The following is a 17139-nucleotide window of genomic DNA, read 5'->3' as shown; positions in this document are numbered from 1 at the left end:
CGAACACGGAACCGGCCGGGATGTGCAGGTCGACGCCGTCGAGGACGGTCTTGTCGCCGTACGACTTGCGCAGCCCGACGGCGGAGACGGCGGCCGGGGGCGCCTGACCGCCCCCCTTGCTGGACGTGGACATGACAGATGAAGGCATGGAGTCCTCCCTTTCGAGGGGCGAGGTGATCGGGGTGAGTGGGCGGGTCCGCGGGGCGGGGCTCAGGCCTTGGCGCGCCGGACGTCGATGTTGCCGTGCCGGGTGCGGGCGCGGACCTTGACCGTGTCGTCGCCCTCGTGCGGTGTCTCGGACGCGGTGAGCGAGTTGCGTACCTGGCCGGAGCCCGCATGGACGTCGAGCCAGGCGGCCGTGCCCTCACGGACACCGACCTCGATGGCGCCGTAACTGGTCTCCAACTGGACGGTGCCGCGGACCGCGTCGCCCACGCGCAGGGTTCCGTGGGCGGTGGTGGCGGTGACCGAGTCCTCGGCGCGGGCGATGTCGATGTCACCGTTGGCTCCGCTCACCCGCAGCTCGCCGGTCGCGGCGCCGACGGTCGTGGTGCCGTGCGAGTTCTTCAGGACGGCGGGGCCGTCGAGCAGGCCGACGCGCAGGCTGCCCGAACTGGTGGTGATCTCGGCCGCGCCCTCGACCCGGTCCACGGTGATCGAGCCGTGCGACGCGGTCAGCTTCAGAGGGCCGGTCGCATCGAGGCGGACGTCGCCGGACGAAACCTTCACGTGGACTTCGCCGAGCCGGCCCTCGCCGAGCACCTGGGTCCAGGCACCGGTCAGGTCGACGCGCGAGCCCGCGGGCAGTTCGACCGTCACGTCGACGACGCCGGTGCGCCCGAACAGGCCGGACTTGGGCGTCCTGACGGTCAGTTCGCCGTTCGCGTACGTCACCTCGGTCTGGTCGGCCGTCCGCACGTCCAGGTCCTTCCCGGGGACGCGGGGCCGCACCTCGACGACGGTTTCGACGCGGTCGCCCGCGGCGAACTGGATGGAACCGGCCTCCACGCGCGCCGTGGCCGAGATCGCTTCGGGAGTGTCGAAAGAAGGCATGGCTGTCCCGTCCTCTTGGGTCTTCAGGACGTCCCGGCTGAGGGGACGTGGTGTCGGTGAAGTGGTGCGGGTGAGCTGGTGTGCGGGTGAGCGGGTGAGCCGGCGCTCGGTGAGGTGGCGCGGCGTGAGCCGGGCGCGGCGTGAGCCGGGCGCGGCGTGAGCCGGGCGCGGCTAGCGCACCCAGCCCGTGAAGCTCTGTCCGAGCGTCCGGGTCTTCTCCGCCGCCTGCGGCCGGGTGCCGCCGTCGACCGCGGCCGACACGGCACGCACCAGCCACGCGTTGACCGACAGGCCCTCGCGGCTCGCGGCCTCCTCCGCGCGCGCCTTGAGGTGGGCCGGCAGGCGCAGGTTGACGCGGGCTGTGCCGCCCTCGTCACCTTCGGCCGGGACCGAGGCCGGGGCCCTGGGCGGTTCCACGGGGGCGGTCGGCTCGGCGGGGGCACGGTCGTCGGTGGGTGGCGGCGTCACCACGAAGTCCGGGTCGAGCCCGCGCAGCCGTACGTCGACCGAGCCGGGGGCGAGTTCGCGGGTGATCTCGTCCATCGCGGCGGAGAGCACGTTGAGCATGGTCAGCCGGGTCGCCGACTCCAGCGGAGCGGTGAGCCTCTCGGCCAGCACACGGGCGTCTTCCCCGCCGGCTTCGGCGGCCACCGCGAGTTCACGGCGGAGAGTGTCGACATACGGGGTGAGGTCCATGACGCCATCATGGCACCACAGTGGCGCCACATGCAAGCATGCGTGGCACTGAACCCGGCGGAACGCCGAGCAAACTCCTCCGACCTGCGAAAACGCACCACACATTGGATGAACGACGACGACATCGGCACATTGGGACACTCTTCGGTGCCGTGAAATGGCACCGCTTGGCACCAGGTGGCGCCGTATGGCACCAAGCGGGCCGGCCGGTGGTGCAGGCGCTCAGCGGCACCCCGGCCACCCCGCCGTGGCGGCGTCACTCACAGAAGACCCGCACCTTGGTGCCGGAGTCGTCGACGTCGATGGCGACCTCGTCGAGCTGGTCGACGAGGTCCTCCATCTGCTGCGGCTTGAGTGCGGTGAGGTCGATCGGCACCCCGGACCTGTTCAGTTCCGCGTTGGCCTTGGCGAGCGCCTTCGGAGGGACCAGGCTCGTGAGCCGGACCCCGGCTCGCAGCAGTTGCATCGGGACGCGGATGTCGACCCGGCTCGGCCCGTCACCGCCGGGTTCGTCCACCGCGTCCACCACCACGCGCAGGTACTTGGCCCGGGGCTTCGGGCGGGGCGAGGCTCCCGGCGGCGCCTCGGGCCGGTCTCGCTCGAGGGCGTCGATGAGCCGCTCGGCCTCGTCCGCGGTGATTCTGCCCTCGGCCAGCATCTCCAGGACCTGGCGGCGCTGCTCGTTCATGATCTCCCCATCCCTCCGACTCATCCGACGCTTACCAGCACGGCCGTCCGGCCCTGCTCGATCTCGATCCGGGTGCCGGGCAGCGCCCACAGCAGCTGCCCGGCGCCGCGCAGCGCGCCCACCGGGCTCACCCGGGTGGCGAGGCAGGCGACCAGTCCGGCCGCCACGGCGAGCAGCAGCAGCGGTGACAGCACCAGCAGCACCGGCAGGACGGGGACGTACAACCGCCGCCGACGGCTGCCCGGGCGGCGCCAGCACACCGTCACCAGCTGGGGGATCACCGGGACCGCTCCAGCTCGGCCAGCGCCTCCTGGGCGCTGATCTCCCCCCGGCGCAGGCGGTCGACGACGTCGGCGGCACCGGTCGGCGCCGGGTCGGTGTCGACGAAGTCGAGGTGCTCGGCGATCCGCTTCAGCCGGGACTTGACCGTCGGGTAGCTCACCCCGAAGATCCGCTCCATCTCCTTGATCGAACCGTGCGACCGCACGAACGCGGCGACGAACACCTGGTCGTCGATGCCGAGCTGAGCCAGCTGCGGCGGCTCGAACTGCCCCTCGATCGCGACGCCGCTGTCGGCGAGGCGGACCCGCTCGACCACGAACGGCCGCCCTTGCGTCAGGTCCGTCAGCTCCTGCCAGTCCACCCTCGGCTCCCTGCTTTCGATTCGACGACCGCGCTCATCCCTGTTTGTACTTTGATTTTCTTAAGCGGTCAACGACCACACCTTCATTTTCTTCATTCCACGTTCGTGGAATTCAACTCGCTCGCGCCCGCCGCGTTGGCGCAGCGCGCGGCCAGTTCGGCGAACGCGCTGGTCAGTTGGGGCGGGCCGACGACTTCGACGTCGGCGTCGAAGCGGCAGAGCGCGGCGGCGAGGCCGGTCCACGACCAGGAGCCGAGGGTGAGGCGGCAGCGGTCGGGGCCGAGTTCTTCGACGACCGCGTCCTGCGCGAAGGGGGCCACGGCCCGCGCGGGGAGGTCGAGGACGACCTCGCCGATGCAGGGCCAGTCGGCGGTGGAGCCGTCGGTTCCGCGGAAGTGGCCGGTGACGAACGCGGCCACGTCGCCACCGGGGACCTCGCGCGGGCTGAAACGCGGGCCGGTCGGAGTGCGCGGGTGTACGCGGTCGACGCGGAAGGTGCGCCAGTCGGCACGGTCGAGGTCCCAGGCGACCAGGTACCAGTGGCCGCGCCGGGTGACGAGGTGATGGGGCTGTACGCGGCGGGGCCGACCGGTGGAGCCGGTGGCGTCGAGCCCGTAGTCGAAGCGCAGCTCCTCGCGGGCGTGGACGACGCGGCTCAGCTCCATGAGGACCGCCGTGTCGACCGGTGCCGCGTCACCGGACCCGGGCGACGGAACGGCGGTGACCCGCACCATGTCGATGCGCTGTCGCAGGCGGGGCGGCATGACCTGGCGAACGGTGGACAGCGCCCGTGCGGCGTCCTCGCCGATCGTGCCGCTGGTGACCGCGGACTGCAGGGCGAGGGCCAGGGCGACGGCCTGGCCGTCGTCGAACAGCAGCGGGGGCAGTTGCGAGCCGGCGTCCAGGCGGTAGCCGCCGGAGGGCCCCTTGAAAGCGAGGATCGGGTAGCCCAGCTCCCGTAGCCGGTCGATGTCGCGGCGCACGGTGCGAGGGGTGATGTCGAGCCGCTCGGCGAGATCGTCACCGGACCAGTCGCGATGCGCCTGAAGCAGTGAGAGCAGTGCGAGCAACCGCGAGGAAGTCTTCTGCATGCCCACCATTGTGGGCGCGGTACAGGACACAACCTGTCCGCTACCCCTGGAACGGTGAACCCCGGGTCCACCAGAGAGCAGGACCCGCGAGAGAGCACAGAACCGCCGAGAGCAGGGAGAAGGCCATGGCCGTCACGACCACCACCCATCTGAACTTCCGGGGCGACGCCCGGGCGGCGCTGGACCACTACCGGTCCGTCTTCGGCGGACGCGTCACCGCCGTCACGTACAAGGACACCGGCAACACGCGGAACGAGAACGAAGCGGACTGGGTGACGTGGGGCGAGGTGGTGGGCGACAACGGCTTCCACGTCATGGCCTACGACGTGCCCTCCGACCTGCCCTGGGACCAGGGCAGCCGCCCCTTCTTCGTCTCCGTGCGCGGTGACGACACGGACGAGATCAGCACCCTCTGGCAGAAGCTGGCGGAGGGATCGACGGTGGTGCAGCCCCTGGAACCCTCGCAGTGGGCCCCGCTGTACGGCATGCTCACCGACCGCTTCGGCGTGACCTGGGTCCTGGACGTGGCGGCCCCGTACAACGGCTGATCCCCACAGCGGGGAGGGAGGGGCGCGAGCGGGCGGGCGTATCGGTCCGCGCCCTGCCGCGCCCGCCCATGCCGTGCCGCGCCGTGCCCCCGTGTCGCGGACGGGATCGGCGCCCGCCCGGTCAGCCGCCCGGCGGCCCACCGGTGAGCGGCCCGTCCTCCACGGCCCCGACGACCGTGAACCCGATCACCGCCCCTCCCCCGGCCCGCCGGTAGGCGAACGGCGCTCCCCCGTGCGCCAGCGCCACCTCCCGCACGATGGACAGGCCGAGGCCCGAGCCGGGCCGGGAGCGGGCGTCGGCGGCGCGGTAGAAGCGGTCGAAGACACGGGTCAGGTCGGCGTCACGGATGCCGGGGCCGCGGTCGAGGACCTCGACGCGGATCGTGCCCGGGAGGGCGGGTCCGGCGACGGCGACCTCGATGGGGCCGGTGCCTTCGGGGTCGAACTTCGCGGCGTTCTCGACCAGGTTGGAGAGGGCGCGGGCCAGCATGGCGGGCCGGCCCTGCGTCGTCGTCCCTCCGCAGGCCCGTACGCCGATCTCCCGGCCGGTGCGGCGCCGGGCCAGGGCCGCCACGTCGTGCGCGATCCGGGCCACGTCGACCCGCTGCGCGGGCTCGCCGGCCCACTGGCCGGCCGCCAGTTCGACCAGTTCGTTGACCAGGTCGGTCAGCTCGCGGGCCTCCTGCCCCAGGTCGGCGACCAGTTCCTCGCGGGCGGCGGGCGGGAGTTCGTCGATCCGGCGCAGCAGCGAGATGTTGGTCCGCAGCGAGGTCAGCGGCGTACGCAGCTCGTGGCCCGCGTCCTGGACCAGGCGCCGCTGGTCCTCCTCCGACTGGGCGAGGCGGCCCAGCATCAGGTCGAAGGCGCGGCCGAGGCGGCCCACCTCGTCGGGGCCGGTGACCGGGACCTGGATGCCGAGCCGGCGGGTTCGCGCGACGTTCTCGGCGGCGGAGGTGAGGACGACCAGACGCCGGGTGATGCGCCTGGCCAGCCACCAGCCGAACAGTCCCGCACCCGTCACCACCGCCGCCATCAGGAGCAGCGTCCGCCGTTGCAGCGTCCGCAGCAGGTCCTCGGTGTCACTGAACTCCTGCGCCACCTGCACCGCGCCCCGGCCGCCGCCGAGGGCGACGGTCGCGACCCGGAAGGCGTCGTGGCCGACGCCGACGTCCTCGTGCTCGACCATCCGCCCCGCCGTCGCCGCACCCGCGGTCCGCCGGTCGGCGTCGGTGACCGGCAGCCGCGGGCCGGCCGGGTCGAAGATGTCACCGTCCGGCCCGAGCACCTGCACGTCGGTGCGGGCCGGGCGCACGATGTCGTGGCCCGGCGCGGACGTGGAGAAGTCGAGGGGCGAGAGCCTCCGCAGGCGCACCTCGGCCCGCAGGTCCTGCACGACCTGGTCGAAGACGGACTCCTGGTCCACCCGGACCAGCCGGGCCGCGGCGCTGTACGACAGCACCCCGACGACGACCGTGACCACGGCGGTGACCGTCGCGAACGACACCGCGAACGTCGTCCGCAGCGACAGCAGCCGGGGCCGGCGCCCGAGCGGGGAGTGGCCCACTCAGTCCTCCCGCAGCACGTAACCCACCCCGCGCACGGTCTGGATCAGCTGCGGCGCCCCCGGCCGGTCCAGTTTGCGGCGCAGGTAGCCGACGTAGACGGCGAGGTTCTTGGAGCCGGGCCCGAAGTCGTAGCCCCAGATGCGGTCGTAGATGGTGGAGTGGTCGAGCACGATGCCCGCGTTGCGGACCAGCAGTTCCAGCAGCTCGAACTCGGTGCGGGTCAGTTCCAGCTCACGCCCGTCCCGCCAGGCGCGGCGGGCCCGCGGGTCCATGCGCAGTCCCGCCGCCGCGAGGTACCGGCCGTCGTCCGGCTCCTCCGGAACGGGGCCGGACCGCGACGGGGCCGGGCCGCCCGGCCGGGCGGGGCCGTCCGCCCCGGCAGTGCCGTCCGCTCCGGCGGTGCCGTCCGGCTGCCCCGCCTCCGCACGGCCGTCGGCACGGCCGTCCACACGGCTCTCCGTGCGGCCGTCCATACGACCCTCCGTGCGGCCTTCCGTGCGGCGCAGCAGGGCGCGCAGCCGGGCGAAGACCTCCTCGACGTCGAAGGGCTTCACCACGTAGTCGTCGGCGCCCGCGTCCAGGCCCGCGATGCGCTCGGCGGTCTCCACCAGCGCCGTCAGTATCAGGATCGGCGTGGAATCGCCCTCCGCGCGCAGCGCCCGGCAGACCTGGAGGCCGTCGATGCCCGGCATCATCACGTCCAGCACGAGGACGTCCGGCCGGCCGCGGTGGGCCTGCGCCAGCGCCTCGACGCCGTCCGCGACCGCGGTGACCCGGTAGCCCTCCAGGGTGAGGGCGCGCTCCAGGGCGTGCCGGATGGCGCGGTCGTCTTCGGCGAGCAGAACAGTCCGGGGCACGCGCCCAGTCTGCCAAGGCCAGGGCCCCTGCGACCGGACGGCCGGGGTTCTTACCGAGATCTCACCCGGCGGGCCGCAGCGCGGCGAGCCGCTCCTCGAACGGCACGATCCCGTCGGCGTCCGCGGCCGGCTCCACGGCCGGCTTCACGACCGTCGACAGCCCGGCCGTCAGCGCCGCCAGCTCCCCGGCCGCCCGCTCGATCCGCCCGTCCAGCCCCTCGGCTCCCCAGTCCTCCGAGGCGGCGTAGACGCCGGTCGGTACGACGACGGCCTTGAGGTGGGCGAAGAGCGGTCGCAGCGCGTGGTCCAGGACGAGCGAGTGCCGGGCCGTGCCGCCGGTCGCGCCGATCAGCACGGGCTTTCCGGCGAGGGCGTCCGCGTCGGTCACGCTCAGCGCGTCGAAGAACGACTTGAACAGCCCGCTGTACGACGCCGAGAACACCGGCGTGACGACGATCAGGCCGTCGGCCGCCGCCACCGCGTCGAAGGCGGCGGACAGGTTCCGCCCGGGGAAGCCGTTGGTGAAGGTGTGCGCGATCTCCACGGCGAGATCGCGCACCTCGACCACCTGGACCTCCGCGGACGCCGGTGGGGCGCCTGCGGCGACGGTGGCGGCGGCCAGCCGGTCGGCGAGCAGCCGGGTGGAGGACGGGACGCCCAGTCCCGCGGAGACGACGACGAGCTTCACGCCCGTACTCCTTCCTTGCGCGCGCCGGCCAGCAGCGACGCGTGGGTCGGCGCGTCCGGCACACCGGCCGGGCGGTTCTTGGCGAACTCCTCGCGCAGCACCGGCACGACCTCCTCACCGAGCAGGTCGAGCTGCTCCAGCACGGTCTTCAGGGGCAGCCCGGCGTGGTCCATCAGGAACAGCTGGCGCTGGTAGTCACCGGCGTACTCGCGGAAGGCCAGCGTCTTCTCGATCACCTGCTGCGGGGAGCCGACGGTGAGCGGCGTCTGCTCGGTGAAGTCCTCCAGCGACGGCCCGTGCCCGTACACCGGGGCGACGTCGAAGTACGGCCGGAACTCGCGCACCGCGTCCTGCGAGTTCTTCCGCATGAACACCTGGCCGCCGAGGCCGACGATCGCCTGCTCGGGGGTGCCGTGCCCGTAGTGGGCGTAGCGGGCCCGGTACAGCTCGACCATGCGCTTGGTGTGGTCGGCGGGCCAGAAGATGTTGTTGTGGAAGAAGCCGTCGCCGTAGTACGCGGCCTGCTCGGCGATCTCCGGGGACCGGATCGAGCCGTGCCAGACGAACGGCGCGACACCGTCCAGCGGGCGGGGCGTGGACGTGAAGCCCTGGAGCGGCGTGCGGAACCTGCCCTCCCAGTTCACGACGTCCTCGCGCCACAGACGGTGCAGCAGGGCGTAGTTCTCGACCGCGAGGTTGATGCCTTCGCGGATGTCCTTGCCGAACCACGGGTAGACCGGCCCGGTGTTGCCGCGCCCCATCATCAGGTCCACCCGGCCGTCGGCCAGGTGCTGGAGCATCGCGAAGTCCTCCGCGATCTTCACCGGGTCGTTGGTGGTGATGAGGGTGGTGGAGGTGGAGAGGATCAGCCGCTCGGTGCGCGCCGCGATGTAGCCGAGCATCGTGGTCGGCGACGAGGGCACGAAGGGCGGGTTGTGGTGCTCGCCGGTCGCGAAGACGTCGAGCCCGACCTCCTCGGCCTTCAGCGCGATGGCGACCATGGCCTTGATGCGCTCACGCTCGGTCGGCGTCCGGCCCGTGGTCGGGTCCGGGGTGACGTCGCCGACGGTGAAGATGCCGAACTGCATGGTCGCTCAACCTCCGAGTTGTTTACGGTTCAACTATACTCGTGGAACGGAGGACCCCCGGACGTTATTCCGCCCCCCGTTCCTCCCCGTGCGAAGCTGCCCCCATGCTGGTCCTCCGCTCCGCCGCCCTCTTCGTCGTCGCCGCCCTCTTCGAGATCGGCGGCGCCTGGCTGGTCTGGCAGGGCGTGCGCGAACAGCGCGGCTGGCTGTGGGCCCTCGGCGGGGTCCTCGCCCTCGGCGCCTACGGCTTCGTCGCCACCTTCCAGCCCGACGCCCACTTCGGCCGCATCCTCGCCGCGTACGGCGGGATCTTCGTGGCCGGCTCGATCCTGTGGGGCGTGGTCGCGGACGGCTACCGCCCCGACCGCTGGGACATCACCGGGGCGCTGGTCTGCCTCGCGGGGATGGCCGTGATCATGTGGGCGCCCCGCAACGGCGGCTGACTACCCTGGTCGGCGACCGTCCGCACCGCACCCGTCACGCAAACAGGAGCAGCCCATGGCCACCGCAGCCGCCCCGTCCGCCGCCTCCCGCATCGCCGTCGTCACCGGTGCGAGCAGCGGCATCGGCGCCGCTACGGCCCGGCAACTCGCCGAAGCCGGCTACCGCGTCGTCCTCACCGCCCGCCGCAAGGACCGCATCGAGGCGCTGGCGGAGGAGATCCAGGCGGCTGGCCACAAGGCCACGGCCTACCCCCTGGACGTCACCGACCGTGCGGCCGTCGACGAGTTCGCCACCGCCTTCAAGACGATCGGCGTCCTCGTCAACAACGCGGGCGGCGCGCTCGGCGCCGACCCGGTGGCCACCGGCGACCCGGACGACTGGCGCCGCATGTACGAGACGAACGTCATCGGCACCCTCAACCTCACCCAGGCCCTGCTCCCCAGGCTGGAGGCGAGCGGCGACGGCACGATCGTCGTCGTCTCCTCGACCGCCGGCCTCTCCACCTACGAGGGCGGCGCGGGCTACGTCGCCGCCAAGCACGGCGAACACGTCCTCGCCGAGACCCTCCGCCTGGAGATCGTCGGCCGCCCGGTCCGCGTCATCGAGATCGCGCCCGGCATGGTGAAGACCGACGAGTTCGCCCTGACCCGCTTCGGCGGCGACCGGGACAAGGCGGCCAAGGTCTACCAGGGCGTCGCCGACCCCCTGACCGCCGACGACGTCGCCGACACCATCACCTGGGCGGTCACCCGCCCCGCCCACGTCAACATCGACCTCCTGGTCGTCCGCCCCCGCGCCCAGGCGTCGAACACGAAGGTGCACCGGGAGGGCTGACGCCGAGGATCACCGGAAGAGCTGACGCCGAGGATCACCGGAAGAGCTGACGCCGAAGACGCACCCGGTAGGGCTGACGCCGGACGCCGCCCCGGAGGTCAGCCCTTCACGCAGACGACCTGCTTCAGCTTCGCCACGACCTCCACGAGGTCGCGCTGCTGGTCGATGACCTGGTCGATGGGCTTGTAGGCGCCCGGGATCTCGTCCACGACGCCCGAGTCCTTGCGGCACTCCACGCCCCGCGTCTGCTCCTCCAGGTCCTTCGTGGAGAAGCGCCGCTTGGCCGCGTTCCGGCTCATGCGCCGGCCGGCGCCGTGGGAGGCGGAGTTGAAGGACTTGGCGTTCCCGAGGCCCTTCACGATGTACGAGCCCGTACCCATGGAGCCCGGGATGATCCCGTACTCGCCGGAACCGGCCCGGATCGCGCCCTTGCGGGTGACGAGCAGGTCCATCCCGTCGTAGCGCTCTTCGGCCACGTAGTTGTGATGCGCGCTGATCTCCGGCTCGAAGGCCGGCTTCGCCTTCTTGAACTCCTTGCGGACCACGTCCTTCAGGAGCGCCATCATCAGGGTGCGGTTGTACTTCGCGTACTCCTGCGCCCAGAACAAGTCGTTGCGGTACGCCGCCATCTGCGGGGTGTCCGCGACGAACACCGCGAGGTCGCGGTCGACCAGGCCCTGGTTGTGCGGGAGCTTCTGGGCGATACCGATGTGGTGTTCGGCGAGTTCCTTGCCGATGTTGCGGGAACCGGAGTGCAACATCAGCCAGACGGAACCGGTCGTATCCGTGCACACTTCAACAAAGTGGTTGCCGCTTCCGAGCGTCCCCATCTGCTTTCCGGCCCGCTCATGACGGAATCTGACGGCCTCCGCCACCCCGTCGAACCGCCCCCAGAAGTCGTCCCACCCGGCCGTCGCCAGCCCGTGGAAGCGCCCCGGATCGACGGGACTGTCGTGCATCCCCCGGCCCACCGGAATCGCCTGCTCGATCTTCGAGCGCAGCCGCGACAGGTCGCCCGGGAGGTCGTTCGCCGTCAGGGACGTCTTCACGGCCGACATCCCGCAGCCGATGTCGACCCCGACCGCCGCCGGGCACACCGCCCCCTGCATGGCGATGACCGACCCGACCGTCGCCCCCTTGCCGTAGTGCACGTCCGGCATGACCGCGAGGCCCTTGATCCACGGCAGGGTCGCGACGTTGCGCAGCTGCTGGAGGGCCACGTCCTCCACGGTCGCCGGGTCGGTCCACATCCGGATCGGCACCTTCGCGCCCGGCATTTCCACGTACGACATATCGTCCTCATTCCCCCGGAAACAAACAGAAGTCTCAATGCGCAAAACCGGCGCCAAGGTCGACCAAAGAGACAACCGACCGGCGTTCACGGCAGCGCGTGCGATACACATTGTCTGCAGGGGGCGCCCCGTCGCGGCAAGCGAATAACGAGCGGGGACACTGGAGTACCGACCCACAGCCACACCGGCGAGAGGAGCCGCACCGTGCAGCGGAAGGCCTACGTACCCGGCGTCGCCGCCCTCCTGGCGGCGTTGCTGGCCGGCTGCACCGGCGGCTCGGACGACGGAGCCACGTCGGACGATTCCAACCCGGGACAGCCCGGTGTCGCGGCCGAGGCGGCCGAGCCCGGCAAGTACCGCTTCCTTCCGGAGCCGTGCGGCGCGGTCGGCGACAAGTCACTCGACGCGCTCCTGCCCGGCATCGAGGAGATCGCGGACCAGGAGCAGCGGGAGAAGGCGTACGCGGGCGAGGCGACGCCCGCCTACGACACGGACCGCAAGGTCGGCTGCCGCTGGAAGGTGGAGTCGGCGGACGCCACCAACCATCTCTTCGTCGACTTCGAGCGGGTGGTCTCGTACGACAACGAGGTGAGCGACGACAGCGAGGCCGAGCAGCTCTTCGCCAAGCAGGTGGAGGCGGCCGACCTGCCCGTACCGGTCACCTCGGAGCCGGGGTCGGCGTCGGGCTCCGAGTCGGCGTCGGACGCGGAGTCGCAGTCCGAATCGGAGTCAGGATCCGAATCGGAGTCAGGATCCGAGTCGGAGTCAGGGTCGGAGTCGGGATCGGAGTCGAAGCCGGCTGCCGGTTCGAAGTCTGAGCCGGCGTCGGGTGCGGGTTCCGCGTCCGGTGCCACGCCGGGATCCGCGTCGCCGTCCGGCTCCGCGTCACCCGGCACGCCCTCCGCCACGGCTTCCGGCTCCGCGTCGTCCGGCGCCCCCTCGTCGAGCCCGTCCGCCGACGCCACGCCCACCGGCCTCCAGCCCCGTCTGCTCGACGACCTGGGTGACGAGGCGTTCGTGGACGACGAGCTGGGCAGCTCCGGTTCGACGGCGAAGCGGCGCACGGTGACTGTGGCGTTCCGCACGTCGAACGTCGTGGTGACCATCGAGTACGCGGAGCAGCCGGCGACGCTCGGAGTCGTGCCGGACAGCGAGGAAATGCAGGACATGGCGCGGAAACTGGCGTCACGGCTGGCGGATTCACTGAGCGGTTGAGCCCCGCCCGGGCCCGCCGGCGTCCGCGTGCGAAGCACCTGGAGCGGACCGCCCGGTTTCCCCAACGCGTACCGTGGCCCCCCGGACCCGTTCCGACCGCAGGAACCACGAGTGCCATGAGTGAAGGAACCATGCAGCGACGAGCCCAGCGTGATCAGCGAGCGAAGCGACTCACCCGCGTCCTTGTCGGCGCGGCCGCCGTACCCGTGATGCTGGTGGCAGCCGGCTGCTCCTCGGACTCCGGCTCCGACGACGGCGAGGGCAAGGCCGCGGCCAAGGCGTCCCCGTCGAAGTCGGCGAGCCCGTCCCCGACGGTGCGGCCCGCGGCGTACGGGAAGCTTCCGGAGCCGTGTTCGGTGCTGTCGAAGAAGACGCTGGACGACCTGGTGCCGAAGGCCAAGTCCGGCAAGGAGGGCGCGTCCAACGACACCGCGACACGCGCCGGTTGCTCCTGGGACAGCCTGGACGACAACGGCGTGAAGGGCTCCCAGTTCCGCTGGCTGAGCGTGTCGATGCTGCGCTTCGAGTCGGATCTGACGCGCGGCGAGGGCGACAAGCTGGCGCGCGACTACTACGCGAAGCAGCTGAAGGACGCCCAGTCCACGCAGGGCGCGACGGGCCTGCGGACCACGCCGGTGAGCGGCACGGGTGACGAGGCCGCGGTCGTGCGCTACGACCTGAAGAAGAAGGAAGGCACCTTCAAGCAGCAGACGGTCGTCGCACGCGTCGAGAACGTCGTCGTCACCGTCGACTTCAACGGCGCGGGCCTGGCCGGCGACAAGACGCCGGACGCCGACGACCTGACCAAGGACGCCCAGAAGGCCGCCAAGGAGGCCGTGGCCGCGGTGACGAAGGCCAACGGCGGCGGTACGCCGAGCGGCTCGTCGGCGCCGTCCGGCTCGGGCTCCGGATCGGGCTCTGGCTCGGGCTCCGGATCGGACACGGACTCCGACTCGGATGCGGACGGGAAGACGCGCAAGTCGTCGTCGAAGACGGGCTGACGGGCCGTACCGACCCACCGGCCACCCGTCCCCCGCACACATGTGCCACTCTGTTGCGCGCAACAACAGGCACTGGGAGGGGAGTACGGGTGGCCGCACCACTGGAGCTGACACGGACGCATCGCGTTCTGATCGGCATGGTCGTCTTCGGTGCCGTCATCATCGCCGGGATCGGCTTCGCGGGTTCGTACGCGGCGGTGCGTGAACTCGCGCTGCAGAAGGGCTTCGGGAACTTCAGCTACGTCTTCCCGATCGGCATCGACGCGGGCATCTGCGTGCTGCTGGCCCTGGACCTGCTGCTGACCTGGATCCGCATCCCCTTCCCGCTGCTGCGGCAGACGGCCTGGCTGCTGACGGCGGCGACGATCGCGTTCAACGGCGCGGCGGCCTGGCCCGACCCGCTGGGTGTGGGCATGCACGGAGTGATCCCGGTCCTGTTCGTGGTGTCCGTCGAGGCCGCCCGGCACGCGATCGGCCGGATCGCCGACATCACCGCCGACAAGCACATGGAGGGCGTCCGCCTCACCCGCTGGCTGCTCTCGCCGGGGCCGACCTTCCTGCTGTGGCGCCGCATGAAGCTGTGGGAGCTGCGCTCCTACGAGCAGGTCATCAAGCTGGAGCAGGAGCGCCTGGTGTACCAGGCCCGGCTGCGTTCCCGCTTCGGCCGCGGCTGGCGCCGCAAGGCCCCCGTGGAGTCCCTGATGCCGCTGCGCCTGGCCCGCTACGGTGTGCCGCTGGCGCAGACGGCCCCGGCGGGCCTGGCGGCGGCGGGCATCGAGCCGGCCCTGCTCCCGCCGGCGCCGCAGCCGGACGCGGGCGCGGGCGACGGTGCCGCCGGGACGCCGCCCGCCCTGCGGAAGGCGGAGCCCGCGGGCGGGCAGCGCCTCGAGCTGCCGGGCGGCCGGGAGCCGGAGCAGGCGCGGGACGAGCAGGCGCGGGAGGAGTCGGCGCGGGAGGAGCCCGCGGTGGGCCGGGACCCCGGACCGGACCGGAAACCCGGAGCGGACCGGCACCCCGGAGCGGACCGGCCCGCCGAACCCGACGAGGCCCCCGAACCGGACGAGGTCCCCGCGCCGGACCAGAACCCGTGGCTGCACGCCCGGGACCCGCAGTCCGTCGAGTACCACGGCGACTACGACCCCGCGTACGACCCGGACCAGTACGCCCAGTGGGAGGCGGAACAGCGGCAGGCCGAGCAGTACCGGCAGCAGTTCGAGGAGGAGCCGCCGGTCCAGGAGCCCTCTCCGGAGCCCTCTCCGGAGGACACCGGGAGCTTCCCCATCCCGGTGGGTCCCCACCGCACCCGCGAGCTGGGTGAGGGCGGCGGTGTCCCGGGTGTCCAGGCGCCGGACGACGAGGCGTACTACCAGGTCTTCAAGCAGTCGATCCACGACAGTTTCCCGACCCCGCGCGAGTTCGGTGAGAACGTCGAGGCGACGTACGGCACCTCGCTGTCGGACGCCGATGCCAAGCGCATGGTCACCCGCTACTCCAACCGCTTCAACGCGGAGCTGGAGGAGAACCACATCGCCTGACCGGCGGGACGGAACGGACGGACGTACGTACGGCGAAGGGGGCACCCGGTTCGCACCGGGCGCCCCCTTCGTCCGTCCGCGAACGCCGGACGCCCCCTGCCGTGTGACGCCGTCTACTCGCCGAGCAGGTGCCGTACCCGCTCCTGCCCGACCGCGAGCAGCAGCGTGGGCAGGCGCGGGCCGGTGTCGCGGCCGACGAGCAGGTGGTAGAGCAGCGCGAAGAACGACCGCTGGGCGGTCTTGATCTCCGGCGGGAGTTCCTTGGCCGTGGCGTCGGCGGGGAAGCCGGCCTGGACCTTGGGCACGCCGTAGACGTGGTGGGTGAGCCCGTCCAGCGACCAGTGGTCGGCGAGCCCGTCGAGCAGCAGCCGCAGGGACTGCCGGCCCTGCTCGTCCAGGGACTTCAGCAGCTCGGCGTCGGGCTCGTCGCGGACGATGGTGCGCTGGTCGGCGGGGACGTGGGTGTTGATCCACGCCTCTGCCTTGTCGTAGCGCGGCCGGGCCTCGTCGAGCGCCGTCAGCGGGTTCGCCGGGTCGAGCTCGCTGAGGATGCGCAGCGCCTGGTCCTCGTGTCCGGCGGTGACGTCGGCCACGGAGGCGAGGGTCCGGTACGGCAGTGGCCTGGGCGTCCGCGGCAGCTCGCCGGCGGCCGTGCGGACGGCGCGCGCGTGGGCGGCGGCGTCGGCGGGCAGCGCGCTGCCGTCGGCGACCTTGGCGTCGAGGCGGTCCCACTCGTCGTACAGCCGCTGGATCTCCTGGTCGAAGGCGATCTTGAAGGACTGGTTGGGCCGGCGGCGGGCGTACAGCCAGCGCAGCAGCTGCGGTTCCATGATCTGCAGCGCGTCGGCCGGGGTGGGCACCCCGCCCTTGGAGGAGGACATCTTCGCCATGCCGCTGATGCCGACGAAGGCGTACATCGGCCCGATCGGCTGCTTGCCGCCGAAGATGCCGACGATCTGCCCGCCGACCTGGAACGACGACCCGGGAGAGGAGTGGTCCACGCCGCTGGGCTCGAAGACGACCCCCTCGTACGCCCAGCGCATCGGCCAGTCGACCTTCCAGACGAGCTTGCCGCGGTTGAACTCGCCGAGGCGGACCGTCTCGGAGAAGCCGCACTCGGTGCAGGCGTAGGTCAGCTCGGTCGAGTCGTCGTCGTAGGCGGTGACCGTCGTCAGGTCCTTCTCGCAGTTGCCGCAGTACGGCTTGTACGGGAAGTACCCGGCGGCCGAGCCCGAGCCGTCGTCCTCGGCCGCGGCGCCGGAGCCCTCGGCGGCCTCCAGCTCGGCCTCGTCGACCGGCTTCTGCGACTTCTTCGCGGGAGCCTTCTTGGTGCGGTACTGGGCGAGGATCGCGTCGATGTCCCGCCGGTGCCTCATGGCGTGCAGGATCTGCTCGCGGTAGACACCGGAGGTGTACTGCTCGGTCTGGCTGATCCCGTCGAACTCCACGCCCATCTCGGCGAGCGAGGCGACCATGGCGGCCTTGAAGTGCTCGGCCCAGTTCGGGTACGAGGAGCCCTTCGGGGCCGGGACCGAGGTCAGCGGCTTGCCGATGTGCTCGGCCCACGTCTCGTCCACGCCGGCGATCCCGGCCGGAACCTTGCGGTAGCGGTCGTAGTCGTCCCAGGAGATCAGGTGCCGGACCTCGTGGCCCCGGCGGCGCACCTCGTCGGCGACCAGGTGCGGGGTCATGACCTCGCGCAGGTTGCCCAGGTGGATGGGGCCGGACGGGGAGAGCCCGGAGGCGACGACGACCGGTTTGCCCGGGGCACGGCGCTCCGACTCGGCGATGACCTCGTCCGCGAAACGGGAGACCCAGTCGGTGGTCTCTGTGCTCTGAGCCACGATCGGCACGTCCTCTTTCCTGGAACTTCTCTGGAACTACTCCTGAGGCAGCCCGTA

18 protein-coding genes and 1 pseudogene are annotated in these 17139 nt (G+C 71.9%); 6 read left to right on the top strand and 13 right to left on the bottom strand.

Annotated features, from left to right (window positions below):
- The 7 genes and pseudogenes from ACP4J0_RS34955 to ACP4J0_RS34925 form a co-directional block, all read right to left on the bottom strand.
- Positions 1-133, bottom strand: a pseudogene (locus tag ACP4J0_RS34955) (ABC transporter); the annotation flags it as partial.
- A 77-nt stretch (positions 134-210) separates the two neighbouring features.
- Entirely contained in the window at positions 211-1053 is an 843-nt protein-coding gene (locus tag ACP4J0_RS34950; protein WP_426602951.1) for a DUF4097 family beta strand repeat-containing protein, read from the bottom strand.
- Between the two features lie 171 nt (positions 1054-1224).
- The gene (locus ACP4J0_RS34945; protein ID WP_426602950.1) at positions 1225-1749 is read right to left on the bottom strand and encodes a toxin-antitoxin system HicB family antitoxin; all 525 of its coding nucleotides are present in this window, start codon (positions 1747-1749) and stop codon (positions 1225-1227) included.
- Between the two features lie 256 nt (positions 1750-2005).
- The gene (locus tag ACP4J0_RS34940) at positions 2006-2437 is read right to left on the bottom strand and encodes an SHOCT-like domain-containing protein (RefSeq protein ID WP_426602948.1); all 432 of its coding nucleotides are present in this window, start codon (positions 2435-2437) and stop codon (positions 2006-2008) included.
- A 20-nt stretch (positions 2438-2457) separates the two neighbouring features.
- Entirely contained in the window at positions 2458-2718 is a 261-nt protein-coding gene (locus ACP4J0_RS34935; protein WP_426602946.1) for a hypothetical protein, read from the bottom strand.
- Positions 2715-3080: a DUF2089 domain-containing protein gene (locus tag ACP4J0_RS34930; RefSeq protein WP_426602944.1), complete on the bottom strand. Its 366-nt coding sequence runs from the start codon at positions 3078-3080 to the stop codon at positions 2715-2717. Before ACP4J0_RS34930 ends, ACP4J0_RS34935 begins: the two co-directional genes overlap by 4 nt.
- Before the next feature lie 92 nt (positions 3081-3172).
- Complete coding sequence (locus tag ACP4J0_RS34925) at positions 3173-4171, bottom strand: helix-turn-helix transcriptional regulator (RefSeq protein ID WP_426602942.1); 999 nt, start codon at positions 4169-4171, stop codon at positions 3173-3175.
- Positions 4172-4296: 125 nt separating this feature from the next.
- Here ACP4J0_RS34925 and ACP4J0_RS34920 point away from each other — a divergent pair, with 125 nt between their 5' ends.
- Positions 4297-4719 (top strand): VOC family protein, encoded by a 423-nt coding sequence (locus ACP4J0_RS34920; protein ID WP_426524856.1) that lies wholly within the window; start codon positions 4297-4299, stop codon positions 4717-4719.
- Between the two features lie 121 nt (positions 4720-4840).
- Here the strand turns inward: ACP4J0_RS34920 and ACP4J0_RS34915 are convergent, their stop codons facing one another.
- The 4 genes from ACP4J0_RS34915 to ACP4J0_RS34900 form a co-directional block, all read right to left on the bottom strand.
- Positions 4841-6283 carry a HAMP domain-containing sensor histidine kinase gene (locus tag ACP4J0_RS34915; RefSeq protein ID WP_426602940.1) on the bottom strand — a complete coding sequence of 481 codons (1443 nt, stop codon included), beginning with the start codon at positions 6281-6283 and terminating at the stop codon, positions 4841-4843.
- Positions 6284-7141, bottom strand: a complete 858-nt coding sequence (locus tag ACP4J0_RS34910; protein WP_426602938.1) for a response regulator — start codon at positions 7139-7141, stop codon at positions 6284-6286. It abuts the gene before it with no gap.
- A gap of 61 nt (positions 7142-7202) precedes the next feature.
- Positions 7203-7829, bottom strand: coding sequence for a CE1759 family FMN reductase (locus tag ACP4J0_RS34905; protein ID WP_426602936.1), 627 nt, complete (start codon positions 7827-7829; stop codon positions 7203-7205).
- Positions 7826-8917, bottom strand: coding sequence for an LLM class flavin-dependent oxidoreductase (locus ACP4J0_RS34900; RefSeq protein WP_426602934.1), 1092 nt, complete (start codon positions 8915-8917; stop codon positions 7826-7828). Before ACP4J0_RS34900 ends, ACP4J0_RS34905 begins: the two co-directional genes overlap by 4 nt.
- Positions 8918-9021: 104 nt before the next feature.
- Between ACP4J0_RS34900 and ACP4J0_RS34895 the strand changes: the two genes are divergently transcribed.
- Together ACP4J0_RS34895 and ACP4J0_RS34890 are read left to right on the top strand one after the other, a co-directional pair.
- Entirely contained in the window at positions 9022-9360 is a 339-nt protein-coding gene (locus ACP4J0_RS34895; RefSeq protein ID WP_426602932.1) for a YnfA family protein, read from the top strand.
- A gap of 55 nt (positions 9361-9415) precedes the next feature.
- On the top strand, positions 9416-10195 hold the full coding sequence (locus tag ACP4J0_RS34890; RefSeq protein WP_426602930.1) for an SDR family NAD(P)-dependent oxidoreductase: 780 nt from the start codon (positions 9416-9418) through the stop codon (positions 10193-10195).
- 98 nt (positions 10196-10293) lie between these two features.
- Here the strand turns inward: ACP4J0_RS34890 and ACP4J0_RS34885 are convergent, their stop codons facing one another.
- Entirely contained in the window at positions 10294-11487 is a 1194-nt protein-coding gene (locus ACP4J0_RS34885) for an RtcB family protein (RefSeq protein WP_426602928.1), read from the bottom strand.
- A 204-nt stretch (positions 11488-11691) separates the two neighbouring features.
- Between ACP4J0_RS34885 and ACP4J0_RS34880 the strand changes: the two genes are divergently transcribed.
- From ACP4J0_RS34880 to ACP4J0_RS34870, 3 genes are all read left to right on the top strand, one after another.
- Positions 11692-12702: a DUF3558 domain-containing protein gene (locus ACP4J0_RS34880; protein WP_426602926.1), complete on the top strand. Its 1011-nt coding sequence runs from the start codon at positions 11692-11694 to the stop codon at positions 12700-12702.
- 116 nt (positions 12703-12818) lie between these two features.
- The gene (locus ACP4J0_RS34875; protein WP_426602924.1) at positions 12819-13703 is read left to right on the top strand and encodes a DUF3558 family protein; all 885 of its coding nucleotides are present in this window, start codon (positions 12819-12821) and stop codon (positions 13701-13703) included.
- Positions 13704-13792: 89 nt separating this feature from the next.
- Complete coding sequence (locus ACP4J0_RS34870; RefSeq protein WP_426602922.1) at positions 13793-15238, top strand: DUF2637 domain-containing protein; 1446 nt, start codon at positions 13793-13795, stop codon at positions 15236-15238.
- A 113-nt stretch (positions 15239-15351) separates the two neighbouring features.
- Here the strand turns inward: ACP4J0_RS34870 and lysS are convergent, their stop codons facing one another.
- A complete protein-coding gene (gene lysS, locus ACP4J0_RS34865) occupies positions 15352-17091 on the bottom strand; it encodes a lysine--tRNA ligase (RefSeq protein WP_426602920.1) in 1740 nt (579 codons plus the stop codon).
- Between the last annotated feature and the right edge of the window lie 48 nt (positions 17092-17139).

This window comes from Streptomyces sp. WG7 (assembly GCF_049975785.1).
Taxonomy (GTDB): domain Bacteria; phylum Actinomycetota; class Actinomycetes; order Streptomycetales; family Streptomycetaceae; genus Streptomyces.
Note: the sequence above shows the minus strand (reverse complement) of the source record. Positions and strands in the feature narration are given on the sequence as shown.